23 protein-coding genes and 3 tRNA genes are annotated in these 20,022 nt (G+C 71.8%); 21 read left to right on the top strand and 5 right to left on the bottom strand.

Going from position 1 to position 20,022, the window contains the following annotated elements; all coding sequences use genetic code 11:
- Nucleotides 1-12: 12 nt before the first annotated feature.
- The 13 genes from ACFYXA_RS20725 (at nucleotide 13) to ACFYXA_RS20665 (ending at nucleotide 12,115) form a co-directional block, all read left to right on the top strand.
- Nucleotides 13-432: an NADH-quinone oxidoreductase subunit A gene (locus ACFYXA_RS20725; RefSeq protein WP_130440974.1), complete on the top strand. Its 420-nt coding sequence runs from the start codon at nucleotides 13-15 to the stop codon at nucleotides 430-432.
- Entirely contained in the window at nucleotides 423-1,022 is a 600-nt protein-coding gene (locus tag ACFYXA_RS20720; RefSeq protein WP_389034720.1) for an NADH-quinone oxidoreductase subunit B, read from the top strand. The genes ACFYXA_RS20725 and ACFYXA_RS20720 overlap by 10 nt, the downstream gene beginning before the upstream one ends.
- Nucleotides 1,019-2,539, top strand: a complete 1,521-nt coding sequence (locus ACFYXA_RS20715; protein WP_389034716.1) for an NADH-quinone oxidoreductase subunit C — start codon at nucleotides 1,019-1,021, stop codon at nucleotides 2,537-2,539. Before ACFYXA_RS20720 ends, ACFYXA_RS20715 begins: the two co-directional genes overlap by 4 nt.
- The gene (locus ACFYXA_RS20710; RefSeq protein ID WP_389034713.1) at nucleotides 2,536-3,504 is read left to right on the top strand and encodes an NADH-quinone oxidoreductase subunit H; all 969 of its coding nucleotides are present in this window, start codon (nucleotides 2,536-2,538) and stop codon (nucleotides 3,502-3,504) included. The genes ACFYXA_RS20715 and ACFYXA_RS20710 overlap by 4 nt, the downstream gene beginning before the upstream one ends.
- 2 nt (nucleotides 3,505-3,506) lie before the next feature.
- Nucleotides 3,507-4,076: an NADH-quinone oxidoreductase subunit I gene (locus ACFYXA_RS20705; RefSeq protein ID WP_352245270.1), complete on the top strand. Its 570-nt coding sequence runs from the start codon at nucleotides 3,507-3,509 to the stop codon at nucleotides 4,074-4,076.
- Nucleotides 4,073-4,717, top strand: coding sequence for an NADH-quinone oxidoreductase subunit J (locus tag ACFYXA_RS20700; protein WP_352245271.1), 645 nt, complete (start codon nucleotides 4,073-4,075; stop codon nucleotides 4,715-4,717). Before ACFYXA_RS20705 ends, ACFYXA_RS20700 begins: the two co-directional genes overlap by 4 nt.
- Nucleotides 4,717-5,142, top strand: a complete 426-nt coding sequence (gene nuoK, locus ACFYXA_RS20695; RefSeq protein ID WP_130440985.1) for an NADH-quinone oxidoreductase subunit NuoK — start codon at nucleotides 4,717-4,719, stop codon at nucleotides 5,140-5,142. Before ACFYXA_RS20700 ends, nuoK begins: the two co-directional genes overlap by 1 nt.
- Nucleotides 5,139-7,133, top strand: a complete 1,995-nt coding sequence (locus tag ACFYXA_RS20690; RefSeq protein ID WP_389034706.1) for an NADH-quinone oxidoreductase subunit L — start codon at nucleotides 5,139-5,141, stop codon at nucleotides 7,131-7,133. The genes nuoK and ACFYXA_RS20690 overlap by 4 nt, the downstream gene beginning before the upstream one ends.
- 6 nt (nucleotides 7,134-7,139) lie before the next feature.
- Entirely contained in the window at nucleotides 7,140-8,714 is a 1,575-nt protein-coding gene (locus ACFYXA_RS20685) for a NuoM family protein (RefSeq protein ID WP_389034703.1), read from the top strand.
- Complete coding sequence (locus ACFYXA_RS20680) at nucleotides 8,711-10,225, top strand: NADH-quinone oxidoreductase subunit N (RefSeq protein WP_389034700.1); 1,515 nt, start codon at nucleotides 8,711-8,713, stop codon at nucleotides 10,223-10,225. Before ACFYXA_RS20685 ends, ACFYXA_RS20680 begins: the two co-directional genes overlap by 4 nt.
- A gap of 218 nt (nucleotides 10,226-10,443) precedes the next feature.
- A complete protein-coding gene (gene htpX / locus ACFYXA_RS20675; RefSeq protein ID WP_389034696.1) occupies nucleotides 10,444-11,307 on the top strand; it encodes a zinc metalloprotease HtpX in 864 nt (287 codons plus the stop codon).
- Entirely contained in the window at nucleotides 11,304-11,696 is a 393-nt protein-coding gene (locus ACFYXA_RS20670; protein WP_352245277.1) for a YccF domain-containing protein, read from the top strand. The genes htpX and ACFYXA_RS20670 overlap by 4 nt, the downstream gene beginning before the upstream one ends.
- A gap of 152 nt (nucleotides 11,697-11,848) precedes the next feature.
- Nucleotides 11,849-12,115 (top strand): GlsB/YeaQ/YmgE family stress response membrane protein, encoded by a 267-nt coding sequence (locus ACFYXA_RS20665; RefSeq protein ID WP_351333050.1) that lies wholly within the window; start codon nucleotides 11,849-11,851, stop codon nucleotides 12,113-12,115.
- A gap of 112 nt (nucleotides 12,116-12,227) precedes the next feature.
- Here ACFYXA_RS20665 and ACFYXA_RS20660 read toward each other — a convergent pair whose 3' ends face one another.
- Nucleotides 12,228-12,716, bottom strand: a complete 489-nt coding sequence (locus ACFYXA_RS20660; protein ID WP_352245279.1) for a YajQ family cyclic di-GMP-binding protein — start codon at nucleotides 12,714-12,716, stop codon at nucleotides 12,228-12,230.
- A gap of 225 nt (nucleotides 12,717-12,941) precedes the next feature.
- Here ACFYXA_RS20660 and ACFYXA_RS20655 point away from each other — a divergent pair.
- Nucleotides 12,942-13,023 (top strand) — tRNA-Tyr (locus ACFYXA_RS20655).
- Between the two features lie 103 nt (nucleotides 13,024-13,126).
- Here ACFYXA_RS20655 and ACFYXA_RS20650 read toward each other — a convergent pair.
- Complete coding sequence (locus ACFYXA_RS20650) at nucleotides 13,127-13,417, bottom strand: hypothetical protein (protein WP_352245280.1); 291 nt, start codon at nucleotides 13,415-13,417, stop codon at nucleotides 13,127-13,129.
- A gap of 103 nt (nucleotides 13,418-13,520) precedes the next feature.
- On the opposite strand from ACFYXA_RS20650, the gene ACFYXA_RS20645 reads away from it, so the two are divergent.
- Entirely contained in the window at nucleotides 13,521-13,733 is a 213-nt protein-coding gene (locus tag ACFYXA_RS20645) for a hypothetical protein (protein WP_389034690.1), read from the top strand.
- Between the two features lie 24 nt (nucleotides 13,734-13,757).
- Here ACFYXA_RS20645 and ACFYXA_RS20640 read toward each other — a convergent pair whose 3' ends face one another.
- Nucleotides 13,758-14,414 carry an SDR family oxidoreductase gene (locus tag ACFYXA_RS20640; RefSeq protein ID WP_130441005.1) on the bottom strand — a complete coding sequence of 219 codons (657 nt, stop codon included), beginning with the start codon at nucleotides 14,412-14,414 and terminating at the stop codon, nucleotides 13,758-13,760.
- 120 nt (nucleotides 14,415-14,534) lie between these two features.
- Nucleotides 14,535-15,812 (bottom strand): amidohydrolase family protein, encoded by a 1,278-nt coding sequence (locus ACFYXA_RS20635; RefSeq protein ID WP_352245282.1) that lies wholly within the window; start codon nucleotides 15,810-15,812, stop codon nucleotides 14,535-14,537.
- A 263-nt stretch (nucleotides 15,813-16,075) separates the two neighbouring features.
- Between ACFYXA_RS20635 and ACFYXA_RS20630 the strand changes: the two genes are divergently transcribed.
- The 6 genes from ACFYXA_RS20630 (at nucleotide 16,076) to ACFYXA_RS20605 (ending at nucleotide 18,631) form a co-directional block, all read left to right on the top strand.
- Nucleotides 16,076-16,148, top strand: a tRNA-Thr gene (locus ACFYXA_RS20630).
- 46 nt (nucleotides 16,149-16,194) lie between these two features.
- A tRNA-Met gene (locus ACFYXA_RS20625) sits at nucleotides 16,195-16,267 on the top strand.
- Nucleotides 16,268-16,357: 90 nt separating this feature from the next.
- Entirely contained in the window at nucleotides 16,358-16,522 is a 165-nt protein-coding gene (gene rpmG / locus ACFYXA_RS20620; protein WP_003948671.1) for a 50S ribosomal protein L33, read from the top strand.
- A gap of 100 nt (nucleotides 16,523-16,622) precedes the next feature.
- The gene (locus ACFYXA_RS20615) at nucleotides 16,623-17,075 is read left to right on the top strand and encodes a MaoC family dehydratase N-terminal domain-containing protein (protein ID WP_351094567.1); all 453 of its coding nucleotides are present in this window, start codon (nucleotides 16,623-16,625) and stop codon (nucleotides 17,073-17,075) included.
- A 1-nt stretch (nucleotide 17,076) separates the two neighbouring features.
- Nucleotides 17,077-17,505, top strand: coding sequence for a MaoC family dehydratase (locus ACFYXA_RS20610; protein WP_351094565.1), 429 nt, complete (start codon nucleotides 17,077-17,079; stop codon nucleotides 17,503-17,505).
- A 70-nt stretch (nucleotides 17,506-17,575) separates the two neighbouring features.
- Nucleotides 17,576-18,631 carry a UDP-N-acetylmuramate dehydrogenase gene (locus ACFYXA_RS20605; RefSeq protein ID WP_389034683.1) on the top strand — a complete coding sequence of 352 codons (1,056 nt, stop codon included), beginning with the start codon at nucleotides 17,576-17,578 and terminating at the stop codon, nucleotides 18,629-18,631.
- A gap of 240 nt (nucleotides 18,632-18,871) precedes the next feature.
- Here ACFYXA_RS20605 and ACFYXA_RS20600 read toward each other — a convergent pair whose 3' ends face one another.
- Nucleotides 18,872-19,906, bottom strand: a complete 1,035-nt coding sequence (locus tag ACFYXA_RS20600) for an adenosine deaminase (RefSeq protein ID WP_352245284.1) — start codon at nucleotides 19,904-19,906, stop codon at nucleotides 18,872-18,874.
- Nucleotides 19,907-20,022: the final 116 nt, after the last annotated feature.

The following is a 20,022-nucleotide window of genomic DNA, read 5'->3' as shown; positions in this document are numbered from 1 at the left end:
GAGGGACGGACGGTGCCGCAGACGTCGCACGAAACGCTGACGGGTTCGACGGTCGTGGTCGCGTCGGACTACTTCGACTCCTACGCGGTAGTCGGACTGCTCGCCGCCGTCGGCGTGCTGTTCGTCGCCGTCGCCTTCGGCGCCGGACGCCTGCTGCGCCCGGTGGTCCCCACCCCCGAGAAACTCCTGACGTACGAGTGCGGCGTCGACCCCGTCGGCGAGGGCTGGGCCCACACCCAGGTCCGCTACTACGTCTACGCCTTCCTCTACGTCATCTTCGCCGTCGACTCGATCTTCCTCTTCCCCTGGGCGACGGTCTTCGCCGCGCCCGGCTACGGCGCCACCACGCTCGTGGAGATGTTCATCTTCCTCGGCTTCCTCGCCGTCGGCCTGCTGTACGCATACAAGAAGGGCGTCCTGGCATGGACGTGACCCCCTCGGAGCCCGTACTCCTCCCCGAGCCGAAGCGGCTGGGCGCGCTCGCCCGCCTCGCACCCGAGCCGATGAAGGTGGTCCTGAACTGGGGCCGCCGCTACTCCCTCTGGGTGTTCAACTTCGGCCTCGCCTGCTGCGCGATCGAGTTCATCGCCGCGTCGATGGCCCGCCACGACTTCATCCGCCTCGGCGTGATCCCCTTCGCGCCCGGCCCGCGCCAGGCCGACCTGATGGTCGTCTCCGGCACGGTCACGGACAAGATGGCCCCCGCCGTCAAGCGCCTCTACGAGCAGATGCCGGAACCCAAGTACGTCATCTCCTTCGGCGCCTGCAGCAACTGCGGCGGCCCCTACTGGGACTCCTACTCCGTCACCAAGGGCGTCGACCAGATCATCCCCGTGGACGTCTACGTCCCCGGCTGCCCGCCCCGCCCCGAGGCGCTGCTCCAGGGGATCCTCAAGCTCCAGGAGAAGATCGCCCGGGAGTCGCTGGGGGAGCGGTACGCCTCCGGCACCCCCCGCCCGTCGACGGCCGCGCTGCAGAGCGGGCTCGTCCGGCCGCCCGCCGCGGAGGGGGACACCCGATGACCGCCCCCGGCTGGCTGCCCGCCCCCGCCGAGGAAGTCTTCGGCGCCGACGCCACAGCCGAGGAGTCCTACGACCTCCTCACCGTCGACGTCCCCCCGGCCTCCTGGATCACCGCCCTGGAGACCGCCCGCGACCGCCTCGGCTGCACCTACTTCGACTGGCTCAGCGCCGTCGACGAACCCGGCACCGGCTTCCGTGTCTGCGCCCACCTCGTCGCCCTGTCCCCGGTCCGCCGCCTCCTCGTACGCACCACGGTCCCGCACGACGCCCCGGCCCTCCCCTCCGCCGTCGACGTCTACGCGGGCGCGGCCTGGCACGAACGCGAGACGCACGAGATGTTCGGCGTCCGCTTCACCGGCCACCCCGGCCTGGACCACCTCCTCCTCCCGGAGAACTTCGAAGGCCACCCCCTCCGCAAGGACTTCGTCCTCGCCGCCCGCGTCGCCAAGGCCTGGCCCGGCGCCAAGGAACCCGGCGAGTCCGAACACGGCGGCCCCAAGCGCCGCCAGATGCTTCCCCCCGGCGTCCCCGACCCCAACGACTGGGGCCCCCTCAAGGGCCAGCTCCCCCCGGCCCCCGCCCGCCCGGCCCGCGGCGCGGCAACCTCCCGCGCCGCAGGCGAACGCCCGGCGCGCCCCACCGGACCGGCCGGCGAGCGCCCGCCACGGCGCATGCGCTCAGCCTCCGCAGGCTCAGCCAGCCAGACCACCACCCCGCCGACACCGGCACCCACCCAGGAGACACCGCCCCAGCAGGAGCCGGCCACCGAGCGGCGCGCCCCCCGGGACCCGGCGAACCGACCGGAGACCGCGACCGCGGGGGAGGCGGTGACCGCGGCACGAGCCACGCCTGACGCGGCCCCCGAGCCACAGACCGCTCCCGAGTCGGCTGCCGACCCGCGAGCCCCGCGGGACGCCGTCGCCGAGCCCCCGGCCGAGTCGAGGACCACCGCCGCCGAAGCCGCCGAAGCCGACGGAACTGAAGGACCTGCCGGAGCTGCCGGAGCTGTCCGGCCCGGCGGCACCCGCGAGACCGGCGGCGCCGACCGGCCGGCCGCGCCCGAACCACAGGCTCCTCGACCGTCGCGGGGCCCCCGTCGCGCACGCAGTGCCTCGCAGGGATCGGCCAGTCAGCGAGCCGCCACCCCGGATGGGTCCGCCTCCGAAACGGCCCCTACCGGCGAGGCCGCTACGGAGGAAGCCGCCGCTGCCGAGGCCCCCGCCGAGGGACCCGCTCCCGGCGCGGTCACGCGCCGCGCCCGGCCTCCCCGTAGCTCGGACGCTCCGTGGCACCACGCCCGTCCCGCTTTCGACGACTCCGAGCCCCTCGGCGAGCGGACGGCCCCGGACCGCCCGGAGTCGTCCGGCGACGACCCACGTGACGAAGGCCCTCCCGACCCACCCGAAGGCGGAACCCCCGAAGACGGAACCCCCGAAGACGGAACCCCCGAAGACCGACCTCCCGCCGACCCTTCAGCAGACGGCACTCACGACACCCCCCGAGGAGGCCCGCAGTGAACGACGCTCCAGACGTCGCCCTGCGACTCCTGATCGTCTTCGTCGTCTTCCTCACCTTCCCCCTGATCGTGGGTCAGACCGAGCACAAGGTCATGGCCCATATGCAGGGCCGCCTCGGCCCCATGTACGCCGGCGGCTTCCACGGTTGGGCCCAGCTCATCGCGGACGGCGTGAAGTTCGCGCAGAAGGAGGACGTCGTCCCCGCGGGCGCGGACCGCCGTGTCTTCCAGCTCGCCCCCGCCGTAGCGCTCCTGCCGTACCTCCTCGTCCTCCTCGCCATCCCCATCGGCCCGGGCGAGGGCGCGGTCGGCGAGGTCGTCGACGCCGGTGTGTTCTTCGTCCTCGCGGTGATGGGCGTGGGCGTCCTCGGCTCACTCATGGCCGGCTGGGCCTCCGCCAACAAGTTCTCCCTCCTCGGCGGCCTGCGCACCGCCGCCCAGCTCCTCGCCTACGAACTCCCCATGCTCCTCACCGCCGCCTCCGTCGCGATGGCCGCCGGGACGGTCTCGATCCCCGGCATCGTCGACGCCTTCCAGTGGTGGTGGCTGCCCTGGCAGATCGTCGGTGCGATCGTCTTCTTCGTCGCCGGCCTCGCCGAACTCCAACGGCCTCCCTTCGACATGCCCGTCGCCGACTCCGAGATCATCTTCGGCGCGTACACCGAGTACACCGGCCTCCGTTTCGCTCTGTTCCTCCTCGCCGAGTACGCCGGCATCGTCGTCCTGTGCGGCCTGACCACCGTCCTCTTCCTGGGCGGCTGGCACGGCCCCTGGGGCGCCGACGGCCTCGGCTGGGTCTGGACCCTGCTGAAGACCGCCCTCCTCGCCTTCGTCGTCATCTGGCTCCGCGTCACCTATCCACGACTGCGCGAGGACCAGCTCCAGAAGCTCTCCTGGACCCTCCTCGTCCCCCTCTCTCTCGCTCAGATCGCTCTCACCGGCGTCGTCAAGGTGGTGATCCGGTAACCATGGCCCCCATCCCCGGAAGCGGCCTCGCCAAGGGCCTGGCCGTCACCCTCCGCACGATGACGCGGAAGACCGTCACCGAGCAGTACCCGGACACCCAGCCCGACCTTCCGCCCCGCACCCGCGGAGTGATCGGCCTGTTCGAGGAGAACTGCACGGTCTGCATGCTGTGCGCCCGCGAGTGCCCCGACTGGTGTATCTACATCGACTCCCACAAGGAGACGGTCCCGGCGGCGGCCCCCGGCGGCCGCGAACGCAGCCGCAACGTCCTCGACCGTTTCGCCATCGACTTCTCCCTGTGCATGTACTGCGGTATCTGCATCGAGGTGTGTCCTTTCGACGCCCTGTTCTGGTCCCCGGCGTTCGAGTACGCCGAGACCGACATCCGCGACCTCACCCACGAGCGGGACAAGCTCCGCGAGTGGATGTGGACGGTCCCGGCCCCGCCCGCCCTCGACCCCGGCGCGGAGGAGCCGAAGGAGATCGCCGCCGCCCGCAAGACCGCCGAGAAGCTGGCAGCCGCCCAGGAAGCGCAAGCCGAACCGACCAAGCCCCCGGAGGGAGAGGCATGACTCTCGCTCAGGCCCCGCAGGGCTTCCTCTCCCCGACCGGTGTCGAGATCGCCTTCCTCCTCGTCGGTCTGGTCACCTTCGGCGCGGCCATCGTCACCGTCACCACCCGTCAACTGGTCCACGCCGCCCTGTGGCTGGTGGTCGCCCTCGGCGGCCTCGCCGTCGAATACCTCCTCCTCACCGCCGAGTTCATCGCCTGGGTGCAGGTCCTCATCTACGTCGGTTCCGTCGTCGTCCTCCTCCTGTTCGGTCTGATGCTCACCAGGGCCCCCATCGGCCGCTCACCGGACGCCGACTCCGGCAACCGCTGGGCCGCCCTCACGGTCGCCGTCGCCGCCGCGGCCGCCCTGGTCTGGGTGGTCGTCGACGCCTTCCGCGCCACCTGGATCGACCTCGACGGCCCGGCCGCCGGCTCCACCGAGGTCACCGGCGCGAGCCTCTTCCAGCACTGGGTCCTTCCCTTCGAGGCCCTCTCCGTCCTCCTGCTCGCCGCACTGGTCGGCGCGATCGTCCTGTCCCGCAAGGCGAAGGCCGAGTCGAGCTCTCCCCCTGTGAACTCCCGACCCGTAACCCAGAGTTCCCGGACCGTCACAGAAAGTTCCGGGACTTCGCCGGCCGAGCCGGAAGGCGGCGCCCGCTGATGCACCTCGCCTATCCCGCCGTCCTCGCCGCCCTCCTCTTCTGCACGGGCCTGTACGGCGTGCTCGCCCGCCGCAACGCGATCCTGGTGCTGATGTCGGTCGAGCTGATGCTCAACGCCGTCAACCTCAACCTCGTCGCCTTCGACGTCTGGCTCAGCAGGACCGCCGAGGAGACCCTGCACTCCGGCCAGGCCCTCACCCTGTTCACCATCGCCGTCGCCGCCGCCGAGATCGGCATCGGCCTGGCCATCGTCCTCGCCGTCCACCGCAACCGCGGCACCGCGGACATCGACAAGCTCCGCGACACCGCAGAGGGCCACGAAGTCCTGGACGCCGACGGTCCCGACGGCCCCGGCGACCCCCACAGCGGCGCCCGCGCGGCCGAACAGGCCGGCCGGGCCGGGAAGTCCGAGGCCACCGCGTGACCACCACCACCCTCGCCGTCCTCGTCCCGCTCCTGCCGTTCCTCGGCGCGGTCGCCGGACTGCTCCTCGGCCGCACCGCCCCCGGATTCGTCCGCCCGCTCGCGGTCCTGCCCACCCTCGCCTCCCTCGTCCTGGCCGCCGTCGTCGCCGTACGGCAGGGCGGGGACGCGGCCGTCGACGCGGCCACCGAGCTCACCCCCACCGGCTCGGTCCCGATCGAACTGGCGCTGTACATCGACGGCTTCGCCGCGCTCGTCGCCGTCCTGGTCGGCCTGGTCGCCGGCTGCGTGCAGATCTACTCGACCGCCTACCTGCGCGAGGACCCGCGCTATGCGTCCTATGCCGCGCTCGTCTCCCTGTTCACCTCCGCGATGTTCCTGGTCGTCTACTCCGGCGACCTGATCGTGCTGCTGGTCGGCTGGGAAGTCATGGGCATCTGCTCCTACTTCCTGGTCGGCCACTACTGGGAGACCCCGGAGGCCCGCGCCGCCTCCATCAAGGCCTTCCTCGTCACCAAGCTCGGCGACGTCCCCTTCCTCCTCGGCCTGTTCGCCCTGGCCACCGACGCCGGCTCCTTCCGCATCACCAAGGTCCTCGGCGCCGTCGCCCACGACGGACTCGACCACCCGACCCTCATCGCCCTGCTCCTCCTGGCGGGCGTGGCCGGCAAGTCGGCGCAGTTCCCGCTGCACACCTGGCTCCCCGACGCGATGGCGGGCCCGACACCCGTCTCCGCGCTGATCCACGCGGCGACGATGGTCGCCGCCGGCGTCTACTTCGTCGCCCGCCTCCTCCCGGTCTTCGAGGCATCCCAGGCCGCCATGGTCGTCCTGGCCGTCATGGCCGCCGTCACCATGGCCGGTTCCGGTGTCGCCGCGCTCGCCCAGGACGACATCAAGCGCGTCCTCGCCTACTCGACGATCGGCCAGCTCGGCTACATGACCGGCGCCCTCGCCGTCGGCGACCGCGGCGCCGCCGTCTTCCACCTCCTGTCGCACGGCGCTTTCAAGGCGCTGCTGTTCCTCGCCGCCGGCGTGATCATCCACGCCGCCGGCACCAACTCCCTGGCCGCGATGTCCCGCATGAGCCACCTGCGCGACCGCGTCCCCGACGCGTTCTGGACGATGACCGTGGCGCTGCTCGCGCTCGCCGCGATCCCGCCGTTCAGCGGCTTCTTCTCCAAGGAGTCCGTCCTCGGCGCCGCCGAACACGCCTCCACCGGCCACAGCGATTACGCCCCCGCCGCCGCGGGCTGGATCGTCCTCGTCACCGGACTGCTCACCGCCCTCCTCACCGCCGCCTACGCGGCCCGCCTGTGGCTGCTGGCCTTCAACGGCCGGGGCGCCGAAGCCCCCGACCACGGCCGCGAGCCCCTGCCGATGACCGCCGTGCTGTGGGTGCTCGCCGCCCCCTCCCTCGCCGTCGGCGGGTTCGCCTACCGCACGCTGCCCGACTGGTTCGACGGCGGCGACCTGGCCCCGACCCTCACCACATCCGTCCTCGGCACGGGCCTGGCGCTGGCCGGTGTCCTCGTCGTCGGCGCGGCCTGGCGGCACACCACCGCGCAAGCCGCACGCATCCCGATGGGCGCGGTCGCCGCCCACCCCGAGCGCGACGCCGCAGCCGTGGAGGCCGAGGCCATCGCGACGCACACGCCCGCCTACGGTGACGTGGCCGCCGCGCCCGACCCGGCCGACCCCGGCCGGCTCCTGCTCGGCCCGCTGCACCGCCACGCCGCCGCCGGCTTCCACCTCGACGCCGTCTACCGGACCCTGTTCGTGCGCCCGGTGCAGGCCGGAGCGAGCCTCGTCCGGTTCCTCGACCGCGAGGTCGTCGACACCTACGTCAGCGGAGCGGGCACGCTGCCCCGCTGGCTCGGCGCCGCCGTACGGCGTGCCCAGACCGGCAACGTCCAGACCTATGTGAGCGCGCTGCTCGCCGGCGCCGTCGTCCTGGCGGTCGCCGCCGTCCTCGTCGCGACGGGAGCGTGAGCAGGAGTGATCGATATCAACGAGTCCGTGATGCAGTTCCTTCTGGCGTTGATCGTGGCCGGTCCGCTCCTCGGCGCGGCCGCCGCTCTCCTGCCCGCCCCACCCGGACTGAAGGGGACGTCACCCGAGCAGGCCGTCCTGCGGCACGGCGTCACCGTGACCGGCGCGATCCTCGCCGCCGCCATCGCCCTCGCGGTCGGCTTCGACCATGACCACCCCTCGAAGATGCAGGCCACGACCGACATCAGCTGGATCCCCGCACTCGACGTGCGCATCCACCTCGGCATCGACGGCATCTCCCTCCCCCTCCTGGTCCTGACCGCACTGCTGACCTTCCTCTGCGCGCTCTACTCCTACTTCAACCCGCCCAAGGGCCCGAGCCCCAAGGCCTTCGTCGCTCTCCTGCTCGTCCTGGAGGCCGGCACCCTCGCCACCTTCGCCGCCCTCGACCTGATCCTGTTCTTCCTCGCCTTCGAGACCGTGCTGATCCCGATGTACTTCCTCATCGCCCGCTGGGGCGGCGAGGGCCGGACCCGGGCGGCCTCCAAGTTCATCCTGTACACGCTGCTCGGATCCGTGATCATGCTGCTCGGCCTGCTCGTGATCGGCGTCACAGCGGGCACGTTCGACATGATGGCACTCGCCACTGACAACGGCCGGTCGCTGAGTACATCCGTGCAGGTCATCGCCGTTCTCGCGGTCGGGATCGGGCTCGCGGTGAAGACCCCGATGTGGCCCCTGCACAGCTGGCTGCCCGATGCCCACACCGCCGCCCCGACCGTCGGCTCGGTCCTCCTCGCCGGCGTGCTGCTGAAGATGGGCACGTACGGTTTCGTCCGGATCCTCCTCCCGGTCGCGCCCGACGGCTTCCACACCTTCGCGCCCTACCTCGCCGCCTTCGCCGTCGTCGGCATCGTCTACGGCTCCCTCGCCTGCCTCGCCCTCGCCAAGCGGGGCGCCAAGGGCGACCTCAAGCGCCTCGTCGCCTACTCCTCCGTCGGCCACATGGGCTTCGTCCTCCTCGGCATCGCCTCCACCACCCCGACCGGAGTGAACGGCGCCCTGTTCGCCAACGTCGCCCACGGCCTCATCACCGGCCTGCTCTTCTTCCTGGTCGGAGCCCTCAAGGACCGCACCGGCACCACCGACCTCGACACCCTCGCCCAGCAGAGCGGCGCCGCGCTCTACGGCAAGGCCCCGCGCCTCGGCGGCCTGCTCGCCTTCGCCGCGGTCGCCTCGCTCGGCCTGCCCGGCCTCGCCGGGTTCTGGGGCGAGATGCTGGCCATGTTCGGCGCGTTCGATCCCGCCGCCGGACTCAGCCGTCCCGCCTTCCTCACCTTCACGGCGATCGCCGCGTTCGGCACCCTGCTGACCGCCGCCTACCTCCTCGTCGTCGTCCGCCGCGTCTGCATGGGCGCGATCCCGCAGGGCGCGCCGCGACTCGCCGACGTCCGCGCGTACGAGTTCGCGGCCTGGACCCCGCTCGTCGTCCTCACCGTCGTCGCGGGCCTGTGGCCCAAGGCACTCCTCGGCCTCACCGACCCGGCCGTGCAGCAGCTCCTCGCAGGAGGCACCCGATGAGCTCCCCGGCCGCACCGTCCCTCGTGCAGTCCGTCGACTGGCTCGCTATCGCCCCGCCCACCCTCGCGGCGGTCGTCGCACTCGTCGTCCTCGTCGCCGACCTGTTCCTCGACGGCCATCGCAAGGCACTCCTCGGATGGCTGTCCGTCGCCGGCCTCGCCGCCTCCACCGCCCTCCTGCTGCCCCTCCTGGACGGCGACCGCTCCACCTTCTGCCTCACGAGTGACACACGCGTATGCAGCTACACGGCCGACCACTTCACCCTCGTCATCCAGTTCCTGGTGCTCGGGGGAGCGCTGCTGGCCGCCCTGTTGTCGGTCACCGCCCTGAAGGACGCGCGCGGACGGCTCCCCGAGGGCGAGTTCTGGTTCCTGCTGCTGTCCTCCGCCGCCGGCGCCGCCCTCCTGCCCGCCTCCCGCGACCTCGCCACACTCGTCGTCGCCCTGGAGGTCGCCTCCCTGCCCGCGTTCGCCCTCGTCGGCATCCGCCACGGCGACCGCAGGTCCTCCGAAGCAGCCCTGAAGTTCTTCCTGTCGTCCGTCACCGCGACCGCCGTCAGCCTCCTCGGCATCAGCTTCGTCTACGCCACCACCGGCACCCTGCACCTCAACCGGGTGGCCGAACGCATCCAGGACGTCGACGGACAGTTCCACACCCTCGCCCAGGCCGGAGTCGTCCTCACCCTCGTCGGTTTCGCCTTCAAGACGGCCGCCGTCCCCTTCCACTTCTGGGTCCCCGACACCTACGTCGGCGCCCCCCTGCCCATCGCGGCCTACCTCTCCGTCGTCGGCAAGGCGGTCGGCTTCTCCGGCCTCATCCTCGTCACCGTCGTCGCCTTCCCCTCGTACGCCGACGTGTGGGGCCCCGCGCTGGCCGCGCTGGCCGCCCTCACCATGACCGCCGGCAACGTCGGCGCCCTGCGCCAGCAGGCCACGCGCGCGTACAGCGCCGTACGCCTGCTCGCCTGGTCCTCCGTCGGCCAGGCCGGCTACCTCCTCGTACCGATCGCCGCCGCCGCGTACTCTGACGACCCCCAGCGCTCCATCGGCTCCACCGTCGCCTACGCCCTGACGTACGCCGCCGTGAACCTCGGCGCCTTCGCCGTGGCCGCCCTCGTCGGCCGCACCCGCCCGCAGAACCGCCTCGCCGACTACCGCGGCCTCCACGCGAAGAACCCGCTCTCCGCGCTCCTCCTGGCCTTCTTCCTGCTCTGCCTGGCCGGTCTGCCGCCGGGGATCATCGGCCTCTTCGCGAAGGTCACCGTGTTCTCCGCCGCCGTCGACGCGGGCCTGGGCTGGCTGGCGGTCGTCATGGCCGTCAACGTGGTCATCGCCCTGTACTACTACCTCCAGTGGACGGCCCTGCTGTTCCGCGCCCCTGAGGGCGAGCCCGTACGGCACCGGGTCCCCGCGCCCCTCACCGCCGCGCTCGCCCTCACCGCCGTCCTCGGCGTCGTCCTCTCCGGTGCACCCCAACTGGTCCTGCGCTTCGCCGGCACAGCCCTCTTCTGAGTGCCCGCCGGTCCTGTCACCGGCCCTCACCGGCCCTCACCCGGACGGCCCACCCCGGCCGCCGGTCGCACAAGGGAACCCGAGCCCCCCGTCTGGCGTTGACCAAAACGGGAGGTTCCACTGGACGTGGCACCACGACACCAGGGGCCTCGCACATCAGACGGCAAGATCAGGCAACACGTTCAGGGGTCCCTGCCGCACGACTTGGAGGGCGTACCGTGCACCGCCGGCACAACGGGCTAAGGACCGCAGTACTCCTCGGGGGACTGTCGGCACTCATCATCGCCATCGGCAGCTTCTTCGGGCGGGCGGGGCTCGTCGTGGCGGTCCTCGTCGCGCTCGGCACCAACGCGTACGCGTACTGGAACAGCGACAAGCTGGCACTGCGCGCGATGCGCGCCCGGCCGGTCAGCGAGTTCGAGGCCCCGGCGCTCTACCGCATGGTCCGCGAGCTCTCCACCCAGGCCCGTCAGCCCATGCCCCGGCTGTACATCTCCCCTACCGAGGCGCCCAACGCCTTCGCCACCGGCCGCAACCCGCGCAACGCCGCCGTGTGCTGCACGGAAGGCATCCTCCGCCTCCTCGACGAACGCGAGCTGCGCGGCGTCATCGGCCATGAGCTGAGCCATGTCTACAACCGGGACATCCTCATCTCCTCGGTCGCCGGCGCCCTCGCCTCCGTGATCATGTTCCTCGTCAACTTCGCCTACTTCATCCCGATCGGCCGCTCCAGCGACGACGACGGCCCCGGCATCTTCGGCATGCTCCTGATCATGCTGCTCGGCCCGCTCGCCGCCAGCCTCATCCAGCTCGCCATCAGCCGCTCCCGCGAGTACGAGGCCGACGCCTCCGGCGCACAGCTCACCGGCGATCCCCTGGCCCTCGCCGGCGCCCTGCGCAAGCTCGAACTCGGCACCAAGCAGCTTCCGCTGCCCCCCGAGCCCCGGATCGAGACCGCGAGCCACATGATGATCGCCAACCCGTTCCGCCCGGGCCAGGGACTCTCCAAGATGTTCTCGACGCACCCGCCCATGGCGGAGCGCATCGCCCGTCTCGAGAAGATGGCAGGTCACCGACAGTGAAGACCATCCTCAACGTCATATGGCTCGTGCTCAGCGGCTTCTGGCTGTTCCTCGGCTACCTGCTGGCCGGCGTGCTGCTGTGCGTCACGATCATCGGAATCCCCTTCGGCCTGGCGGCGTTCCGCATCGGTGTCTACGCCCTCTGGCCCTTCGGCTACACCACGATCGAGCGCCGCGACGCCGGCGCCCCGTCCTGCGTGGGCAACGTGCTGTGGCTGGTCCTCGCCGGGTGGTGGCTCGCCCTCGCCCACATCGCGACCGGCATCGCCCTGTGCGTCACGATCATCGGCATCCCCTTCGGCATCGCCAACTTCAAGTTGATCCCGGTGTCCCTGCTGCCCCTCGGCCGCGAGATCGTCAGCACGGACGAGCCGTTCGCCGCCCGCTGAACCGACCCGCCCCGGGAACCGGCGGGTGCTGCACGATCGTCGTCACATCGACAGGGCGCGAAACGGGGCACGGACCGCGAATGCCGCCGTCGGGCAGCGAGATCACAGCGCCCGGACGGTGAGCGCACAGCGCGGAAGGGCAGGTTCAGGGCATGAGCATCATCAGCTGGATCATTCTGGGGCTGCTGGCCGGCGTCATCGCCAAGGTCCTGCTGCCCGGCCGCGACCCGGGCGGTTTCATCGGCACGACCGTCATCGGCATCGCCGGCGCGTTCATCGGCGGCTGGATATCGGCCCGCTGGCTGGACCACCCGATCAGCAAGGACTTCTACGACGGCGCCACCTGGGCCGCGGCGATCGGCGGATCACTGGTGCTCCTCATCGCCTACCGCATCCTGTTCGGCCACTCACGCGACTGAGGGGGGGCCTCGCCCCCTGAGCGCCGTTCCCGCCGGCGCACGGCCACGGGAACACGCCGAGCACGCCGACGGGCGGACACCCTGAAGCGTCCGCCCGTCAGCAAAGCCGTTCCTACCGGTAGTTCACGAACTGCAGAGCGAACTCGAAGTCCTGGCCCTTCAGAAGGGCGATGACGGCCTGCAGGTCGTCGCGGCTCTTGGAGCTGACGCGCAGCTCGTCACCCTGGACCTGGGCCTTCACGCCCTTGGGACCCTCGTCGCGGATGAGCTTGGCGACCTTCTTCGCGTTCTCCTGAGAGATGCCCTCCTCGATCGACGCGAAGATCTTGTACTCCTTGCCGGAGAGCTGCGGCTCGCCCGCGTCCAGCGCCTTCAGCGAGATCCCCCGCTTGATCAGCTTCGACTGGAAGACGTCGAGGACGGCATTCACCCGGTCCTCGGAGTTCGCCTCCATCAGGATCTTGTCTCCGGACCACGAGATCGAGGCGCCGACGCCCTTGAAGTCGTAGCGCTGGGAGATCTCCTTGGCGGCCTGGTTGAGGGCGTTGTCGACCTCCTGCCGCTCGACCTTCGAGACGATGTCGAAACTGGAGTCGGCCATGTCCTGTGGCTCCTTGTATCGGTGTGCGTATCGGGTGCGTGTCGGCGTCCGTGGGGCTGCCGCCGAGCCCGCCGAAAGCCGCGGGCCGCATCCGGACAAGCCTAGCCACCCGGCCGGGTCCGGGCGGCGCGGAATCGGGTGGCGAAGCACCCCTGCGCATCAGGTATCGTTTACGTCGTTGCCAGGGAGCACCGCCGAAAAGCGGTTCGAACGGCAGCAAACCCCGGCGGTGTGCCCGAGCGGCCAAAGGGAGCAGACTGTAAATCTGCCGGCTCAGCCTTCCCAGGTTCGAATCCTGGCGCCGCCACACGGGAACGAAGGGCCCGTGATCTGCTGTCACAGTGGATCACGGGCCCTTCGTCATGCGCTGATGGCGTCCCCGGCTCTCACATCACAGGAGTGCGCGGCCCCTACTCCTCCTCCGCGGCAGTCCGTTCCGGGGACTTCGCCGCCCTTCTCACCTCCGCCTCCACGTCCGTCCGCGGTCTGCCCGCCTCCTTGGCGAAGTCGGTCATCGCGGACCTCACGTCGCGGGCCAGGTCGCGCCAGGCGCGCCAGGCGGTCTCGTAGGTGTCGCTCTGGATCTCCGACCAGGCGGCCGCCGTGGGCGCGCCGTAGGTGTCCCGCAGGTGCAGGACCCTCGCGTGGGCCTCGTCGGCCGCGCGCTGCTTCTCCACGAGTTCCTCGAAGGTATGTGCCATATGTACGGATGCTAGGGAGGAGCGCCGGGTTCCGCGCGACGAGCGACGCGGACAACCGGATCGGACCGGATGCCCGCCCCGCCCACTGGGGCACACTGACGGCATGTCCAGCCGTCGCAGAACCTGCCCCGAGTGCCGCCGCGAGATCGCCGTCGTCGCCGGACGGTTTGCCCGGCACGACCCGCCGGGCGCGCGGGGGAGCGGGCAGCTCACCTCCTGCCCCGGTTCCCGCCGGACGGCACAACTGGGCGCGGCGCAGCCCTCCTTGGACGGATACGTCGTCCCCGAGGTCCCCGGGCAGCTGCCGCTGTTCTGACACCCGGAGCCCGGGAAGCCCCGGTCAGTTCCCCGCGACCGACTTCACCGCCACCGACACCGGTGTCGACCCGCCGATCAGCTCCAGCGTGAGGCCGGCCGTCGCCGGGGTGTCCAGCAACTCCGCCAGCACGGCCGCCACGTCGTCGCGCGGGATCGAGCCGCGGCCCGTCCGCGCCTCCAGGCGGACCAGCCCGTTGCCCGGGTCGTCCGTCAGCGAACCGGGGCGCAGGACCGTCCAGTCGAGGGCGTCCAGCCCCCGCACGTACGCGTCCGCCTCGCCCTTGGCGCGCAGGTAGACGTCGAAGACCTCGTCGCCCTGGTGCCCGGCGTCCGCGCCGTAGGACGACACGATCACGAACCTTCGTACGCCCGCGCGCACCGCCGCGTCCGCGAACAGCACCGCCGCACCCTTGTCCACGGTCTCCTTGCGTCCCGTCCCGCTGCCCGGGCCCGCGCCCGCCGCGAACACGGCCGCGTCCGCGCCCCGCAGCCGCTCCGCGACCTCGTCGACCGAGGCCGACTCCAGGTCCAGCACGACGGGTTCGGCACCCGCGGCCCGCAGGTCCTCGCCCTGCTCCGCCTTGCGGATGATGCCCGCGACCTCATGTCCGCGCGCGGCGAGCACCCGCTCCAGCCGCAGCGCGATCTGACCATGACCTCCAGCAATCACAATGCGCATGCTTTCGACCGTACGCCCGACCCACCCGTACCGCCCCACGGGCGAACGTCCGTGCGATGCCCCGCTCCTCGGGGACCGCGCACGACATCGCTCACCGCACCGCGCAGGACATCGGCTGTCCTACGACAGCTCGCCCCGGCCCTGCCGAGGCAGCCCCAACTCCGAGGCCGGGCCCTCGGACAAAGCGCAGTACTCCCGCACCGCGCTGGTGCGCGCCACCACGCGCCCCGCGTGGATGACGATCCGGCTGTACGCCAGGGAGAGCGCGCTCGCCAGCCGGTCTCCGCGGACCGCCAGCAGATCGGCCGGGAAGCCCGCCTCCACGCGGACCTCGGGCAGCCCGAGAGCGGCACGCGCGGACGTGCTCACCGCGTCGTAGGCGTCCTCCGGGCGCAGGCCGTGGCGGGCGGCGAGACGGTAGGCCGCCTCCAGGGGGTCGCCGCGGCCGACGGGGTTCGACACGTCGCGCAGGGCGCCGCTCCCGGCCGCCACCCGGACGCCGGCCGCGCGCAACAGCCGTACGGGCGCGGTGCCCCGGCGTTCGACGGCCCCGCAGCCGCCCTGCGGGAGGCAGACCACCGTCACGCCGGCCGCGGCGAGCTGGTCGGCGGTGCGGACCGCGGCCTCGGCGGGGAGGGCGGAGAGGCCGGCGCACGGGCCGAGGGACACGCCGGGGCGCAGACCGCCGGCCATGGCGGCGAGACGGGCGAGCCGGGCCGGGTCGGCGGCGTCGGTGTGCAGGTCGACGGGTCGGCCGTACTCCGAGGCGAGCGCCAGGACGGTCTCCGCGTAGCCGGTCGGGTCGGGGTCGAGATCCGGGCAGCCGCCCACCACCGAGGCGCCCATGCGCACCGCGTCCCGCAGGATCGCGAGCCCCTCCGCCCCGGCCGGCCCGGTCAGCACCCGGGGCATCGCCACCGTCGTCAGCTCGGCGAGGCCACGCAGCGAACGCCCGGCCTCCAGGACGGCGGCCAGCGCGCCGAGGCCCTGTACGTCGCCCACGCGTACGTGTGCGCGCAGCGCGGTCGTGCCGTGGCCGAGGTGCAGCAGCGCGGCCTCGGTGGCCCGGCGCCGGATGTCGTGCGGGGCGTGGGAGACGGGGCCCTCGGTGTCGGCGGACAGGGCGGTGTCGGCGTGCAGATGCGGTTCGGCGGGCGCGGGGAGGAGGAGGTAGCCGCTGAGATCCACGCGGGCGCCGCGGGGCGACCCGGCCGCCAGGCTGCCCGCCGTGCCGACCGCCTCGATGCGGCCGCGGCCGAGCTGTACGTCCACCGTCCGGCCGTCCGTCAGACGCGCGCCGCACAGCAGGAGCGGGGCGGGATCCGGCGACCGGCCTGACGGGGAGGCCGAGGGAGAGGACGAGGACGGCCGAGGCGGGGGCGGCTGGCTGTCGGGCATCGCGCTCCTGGGGCATCAGCGGTGCGAAAGGCTCGGGCGCCCCGGCGCATGGAGCACAGGCGCGGGGCAAGATCACGCAGAGTGAGTCGAGCCTAGGACGGAGCTCCGGCAGCGGCGGGGAGGAGCGCAATAGTCGTACCGGTGTGGTCCAGGGGCGGAAGGGGCGGTGGAGATCGCCGGGACGCCGGGGAAACGGCGCCCGGCGGGGTACACGGAACGGATTTGGGCGATCGGCTGCGGACCGTGTAATGTCTTCATCGCTCGCCCCAATAGCTCAGTCGGCAGAGCGTCTCCATGGTAAGGAGAAGGTCTACGGTTCGATTCCGTATTGGGGCTCTGGTGTGAGAGGTTCCCGCCGCGAGGCGGGGCCCGATCGCATCAAAGCGGTGTAGCTCAGTCGGTAGAGCAAGCGGCTCATAATCGCTGTGTCACCGGTTCAAGTCCGGTCACCGCTACACACAGTAGCCGATTGCGGGGTCGGTCCTTCGATCGGCTACTCTTTCTTGCGTTAAATCAATCCTATCCGTTCGTCAAGGAGCACTCACGTGGCTGCCACCGACGTCCGCCCGAAGATCACGCTGGCCTGCGTGGAGTGCAAGGAGCGGAACTACATCACCAAGAAGAACCGGCGTAACAACCCGGACCGTCTTGAGATGAAGAAGCACTGCCCGCGTTGCAACGCGCACACCGCGCACCGCGAGACGCGATAAATCAGGCTCGTATGCGAGGCCGTCCCCGAGTGATCGGGGGCGGCCTCGCGTCGTTGAGAGACGCGTACCGTTCAGTAGAGCAACCAGGAGGTGCCGAGCCATGGCGCTCGACCAGTCCTTCGTGGGGCGGACCTACCCGCCCACCGAGCCCTACGAGGTGGGCCGGGAGAAGATCCGTGAGTTCGCGGAGGCGGTGGGGGACCCGAACCCCGCGTACACCGACCCGGAGGCCGCAAAGGCCCTCGGCCACCCCGATGTGATCGCTCCGCCGACCTTCGTGTTCTCCATCACCTTCAAGGCCGCCGGCCAGGTCGTCCAGGACCCGCAACTCGGTCTGGACTACAGCCGCGTCGTGCACGGCGACCAGAAGTTCGCCTACCGGCGCCCCGTGCGCGCCGGGGACCGCCTCACCGTCACCTCGACCATCGAGGGCATCAAGTCCATGGCGGGCAACGACATCCTGGACATCCGCGGCGAGGTCCACGACGAGGCCGGCGAACACGTCGTGACCGCCTGGACCAAGCTCGTGGCCCGCGCGGCCGAGGAGGGCTGACATGACGGCGACCATCTCCTACGACGACGTCGAGGTCGGCGCCGAACTCCCGGCGCGGACCTTCGACGTCACCAGGGCCACCCTCGTGCGCTACGCGGGCGCCTCCGGCGACTTCAACCCGATCCACTGGAACGAGAGGTTCGCCAAGGAGGTGGGCCTGCCGGACGTCATCGCGCACGGCATGTTCACCATGGCCGAGGCGATCCGGGTCGTCACCGACTGGGTCGGCGACCCGGGCGCGGTCGTCGAGTACGGCGTCCGCTTCACCCGGCCCGTCGTCGTCCCCGACGACGAGCAGGGCGCGACCATCGAGGTCAGCGGCAAGGTCGCCGCCAAGCTCGACGACAACACGGTCCGCGTCGACCTGACGGCGACCAGCGCGGGGCAGAAGGTCCTGGGCATGTCCCGGGCGCTCGTACGACTCGCCTGAGCAGGTAAGCGGCGGTAAGGGGCGTCCTCCGTTGCGGGCGCCCCTTACCCATGCCCGTAGTCTTGGGCGCGTGCAGGAACTCCACGACGCCCCCCTCGCCCCGCTGACCACCTTCCGGCTGGGCGGCCCCGCCACCCGGCTGGTCACCGCGACGACCGACGCCGAGGTGATCGCCGCCGTCCGCGAGGCCGACGCCGACGGCACACCGTTGCTGATCATCGGCGGCGGCTCCAACCTCGTCATCGGCGACAAGGGCTTCCAGGGCACCGCCCTGCGCATCGCCACCAGCGGCTTCGAGCTCACCGGCACCACGCTGGAGCTGGCGGCCGGCGAGGTGTGGACCGACGCCGTCGCCCGCACCGTCGAGGCCGGGCTCGCCGGCGTCGAATGCCTCGCCGGCATCCCCGGCTCCGCGGGCGCGACCCCCATCCAGAACGTCGGGGCGTACGGCCAGGAGGTCTCCTCCACGATCACCGAGGTGATCGCCTACGACCGCCGCGCCGGCGAGACCGTCGCCCTCAGCGCCGCCGAGTGCGCCTTCTCCTACCGGCACAGCCGCTTCAAGGCCGACCCCGACCGGTACGTCGTCCTGCGGGTCCGCTTCGCGCTGGAGGACGCGGACGGGCTGTCGGCGCCTCTGAAGTACGCCGAGACGGCTCGCGCGCTGGGTGTGGAGCCCGGGGAGCGCGTACCGCTCGCCGACGCCCGGGAGACCGTGCTCAAGCTGCGCGCGGGCAAGGGGATGGTGCTCGACCCCGAGGACCACGACACCTGGTCCGCCGGGTCGTTCTTCACCAACCCGATCCTCAGCGACGCCGACTTCGCGGTGTTCCACGCGCGCGTGAAGGAGCGGCTCGGGGACGGCGTCGAGCCCCCCGCCTACCCGGCGGGGGAGGGGCACACGAAGACCTCCGCGGCCTGGCTCATCGACAAGGCCGGGTTCACCAAGGGGTACGGCGACGGGCCTGCGCGTATCTCCACCAAGCACACGCTGGCGCTCACCAACCGGGGGGCGGCCACGACGGAGGATCTGCTCGTGCTGGCGCGGGAGGTCGTCGCCGGGGTGCGGGAGGCTTTCGGCGTGACGCTGGTCAACGAGCCGGTCACGGTCGGGGTGAGCCTGTAGGAACGGCGCTCACGCGTCCCTTCGCAGCCGCGGGCAGTCGCATCCCTCGTAGCTGCGGGCAGTCGTGCCGCCGGGGCGATGGGGGTCCCCCCGCTCGAGCGAAGCCGAGAGTGGGGGAGGGTGGGCGCAGCGGCACCCCCAAACGCCGGGCTGCGTCGAACGCCGTGCGCCCGCATCCACCCCGGGTGCCACATGCGCGCGCGAGTGCCCGCGGCTGCGAGGGGACGCGGCCGTCCGCCGCTACGGCGTAGCCAGCCAGTCGTCCACCCCCGACAGCAGCTTGGTGCGTACGTCCTCCGGGGCCGCTGAGGCGCGGATGGACTGGCGGGCCAGTTCCGCCAGTTCCTCGTCGGTGAAGCCCTGGTGATGCCGGGCCAGTTCGTACTGGGCGGCCAGGCGGGAGCCGAACAGCAGCGGGTCGTCGGCGCCCAGCGCCAGCGGCACGCCCGCGTCGAACAGCGTGCGCAGCGGCACGTCCTCGGGCTTCTCGTAGACCCCCAGCGCCACGTTCGAGGCCGGGCACACCTCGCAGGTCACGCCCCGCTCCGCCAGCCGCTTCAGCAGCCGCGGGTCCTCCGCGGCCCGCACGCCGTGCCCGATCCGCGAGGCGTGCAGATCGTCCAGGCAGTCCCGCACCGACGACGGCCCCGTCAACTCGCCCCCGTGCGGCGCGGACAGCAGCCCGCCCTCCCGCGCGATGGCGAACGCCCGGTCGAAGTCACGGGCCATGCCCCGCCGTTCGTCGTTCGACAGCCCGAAGCCGACGACGCCCCGGTCGGCGTACCGCACCGCGAGCCGGGCCAGGGTGCGCGCGTCCAGCGGATGCTTCATCCGGTTCGCCGCCACCAGCACCCGCATCCCGAGCCCCGTGTCCCGCGAGGCCGAGTCCACGGCGTCCAGGATGATCTCCAGCGCCGGGATCAGCCCGCCCAGCCGGGGCGCGTACGACGTCGGGTCCACCTGGATCTCCAGCCAGCCCGAGCCGTCCCGCACATCCTCCTCGGCGGCCTCGCGCACCAGGCGCTGTATGTCCTCGGGCTCCCGGACGCACCCGCGGGCGGCATCGTACAGACGCTGGAAGCGGAACCAGCCCCGCTCGTCCGTCGCCCGCAACTGCGGCGGCTCCCCGCTGGTCAGGGCCTCGGTCAGCGTCTCCGGCAGGCGCACGCCGTACTTGTCGGCCAGCTCCAGCACGGTGGAGGGCCGCATCGATCCGGTGAAGTGCAGGTGCAGATGGGCTTTCGGCAGTTCAGAGACATCACGTACACGCTCCATCTGGGAATCCTGCCGTACGCGGGCGCCGTTCGGACAGTCGATTCCCCGAACGTGGTCTTGCTCGCACAAAGCAGCGGGCCGCCTCCCAGAAGAGGCGGCCCGAAAGCTACTCGCGT

Origin of the sequence: Streptomyces sp. NPDC002566 (assembly GCF_042889585.1) — a bacterium.
Lineage (GTDB): Bacteria > Actinomycetota > Actinomycetes > Streptomycetales > Streptomycetaceae > Streptomyces.
This window is presented reverse-complemented; position numbering and strand designations above follow the sequence as displayed.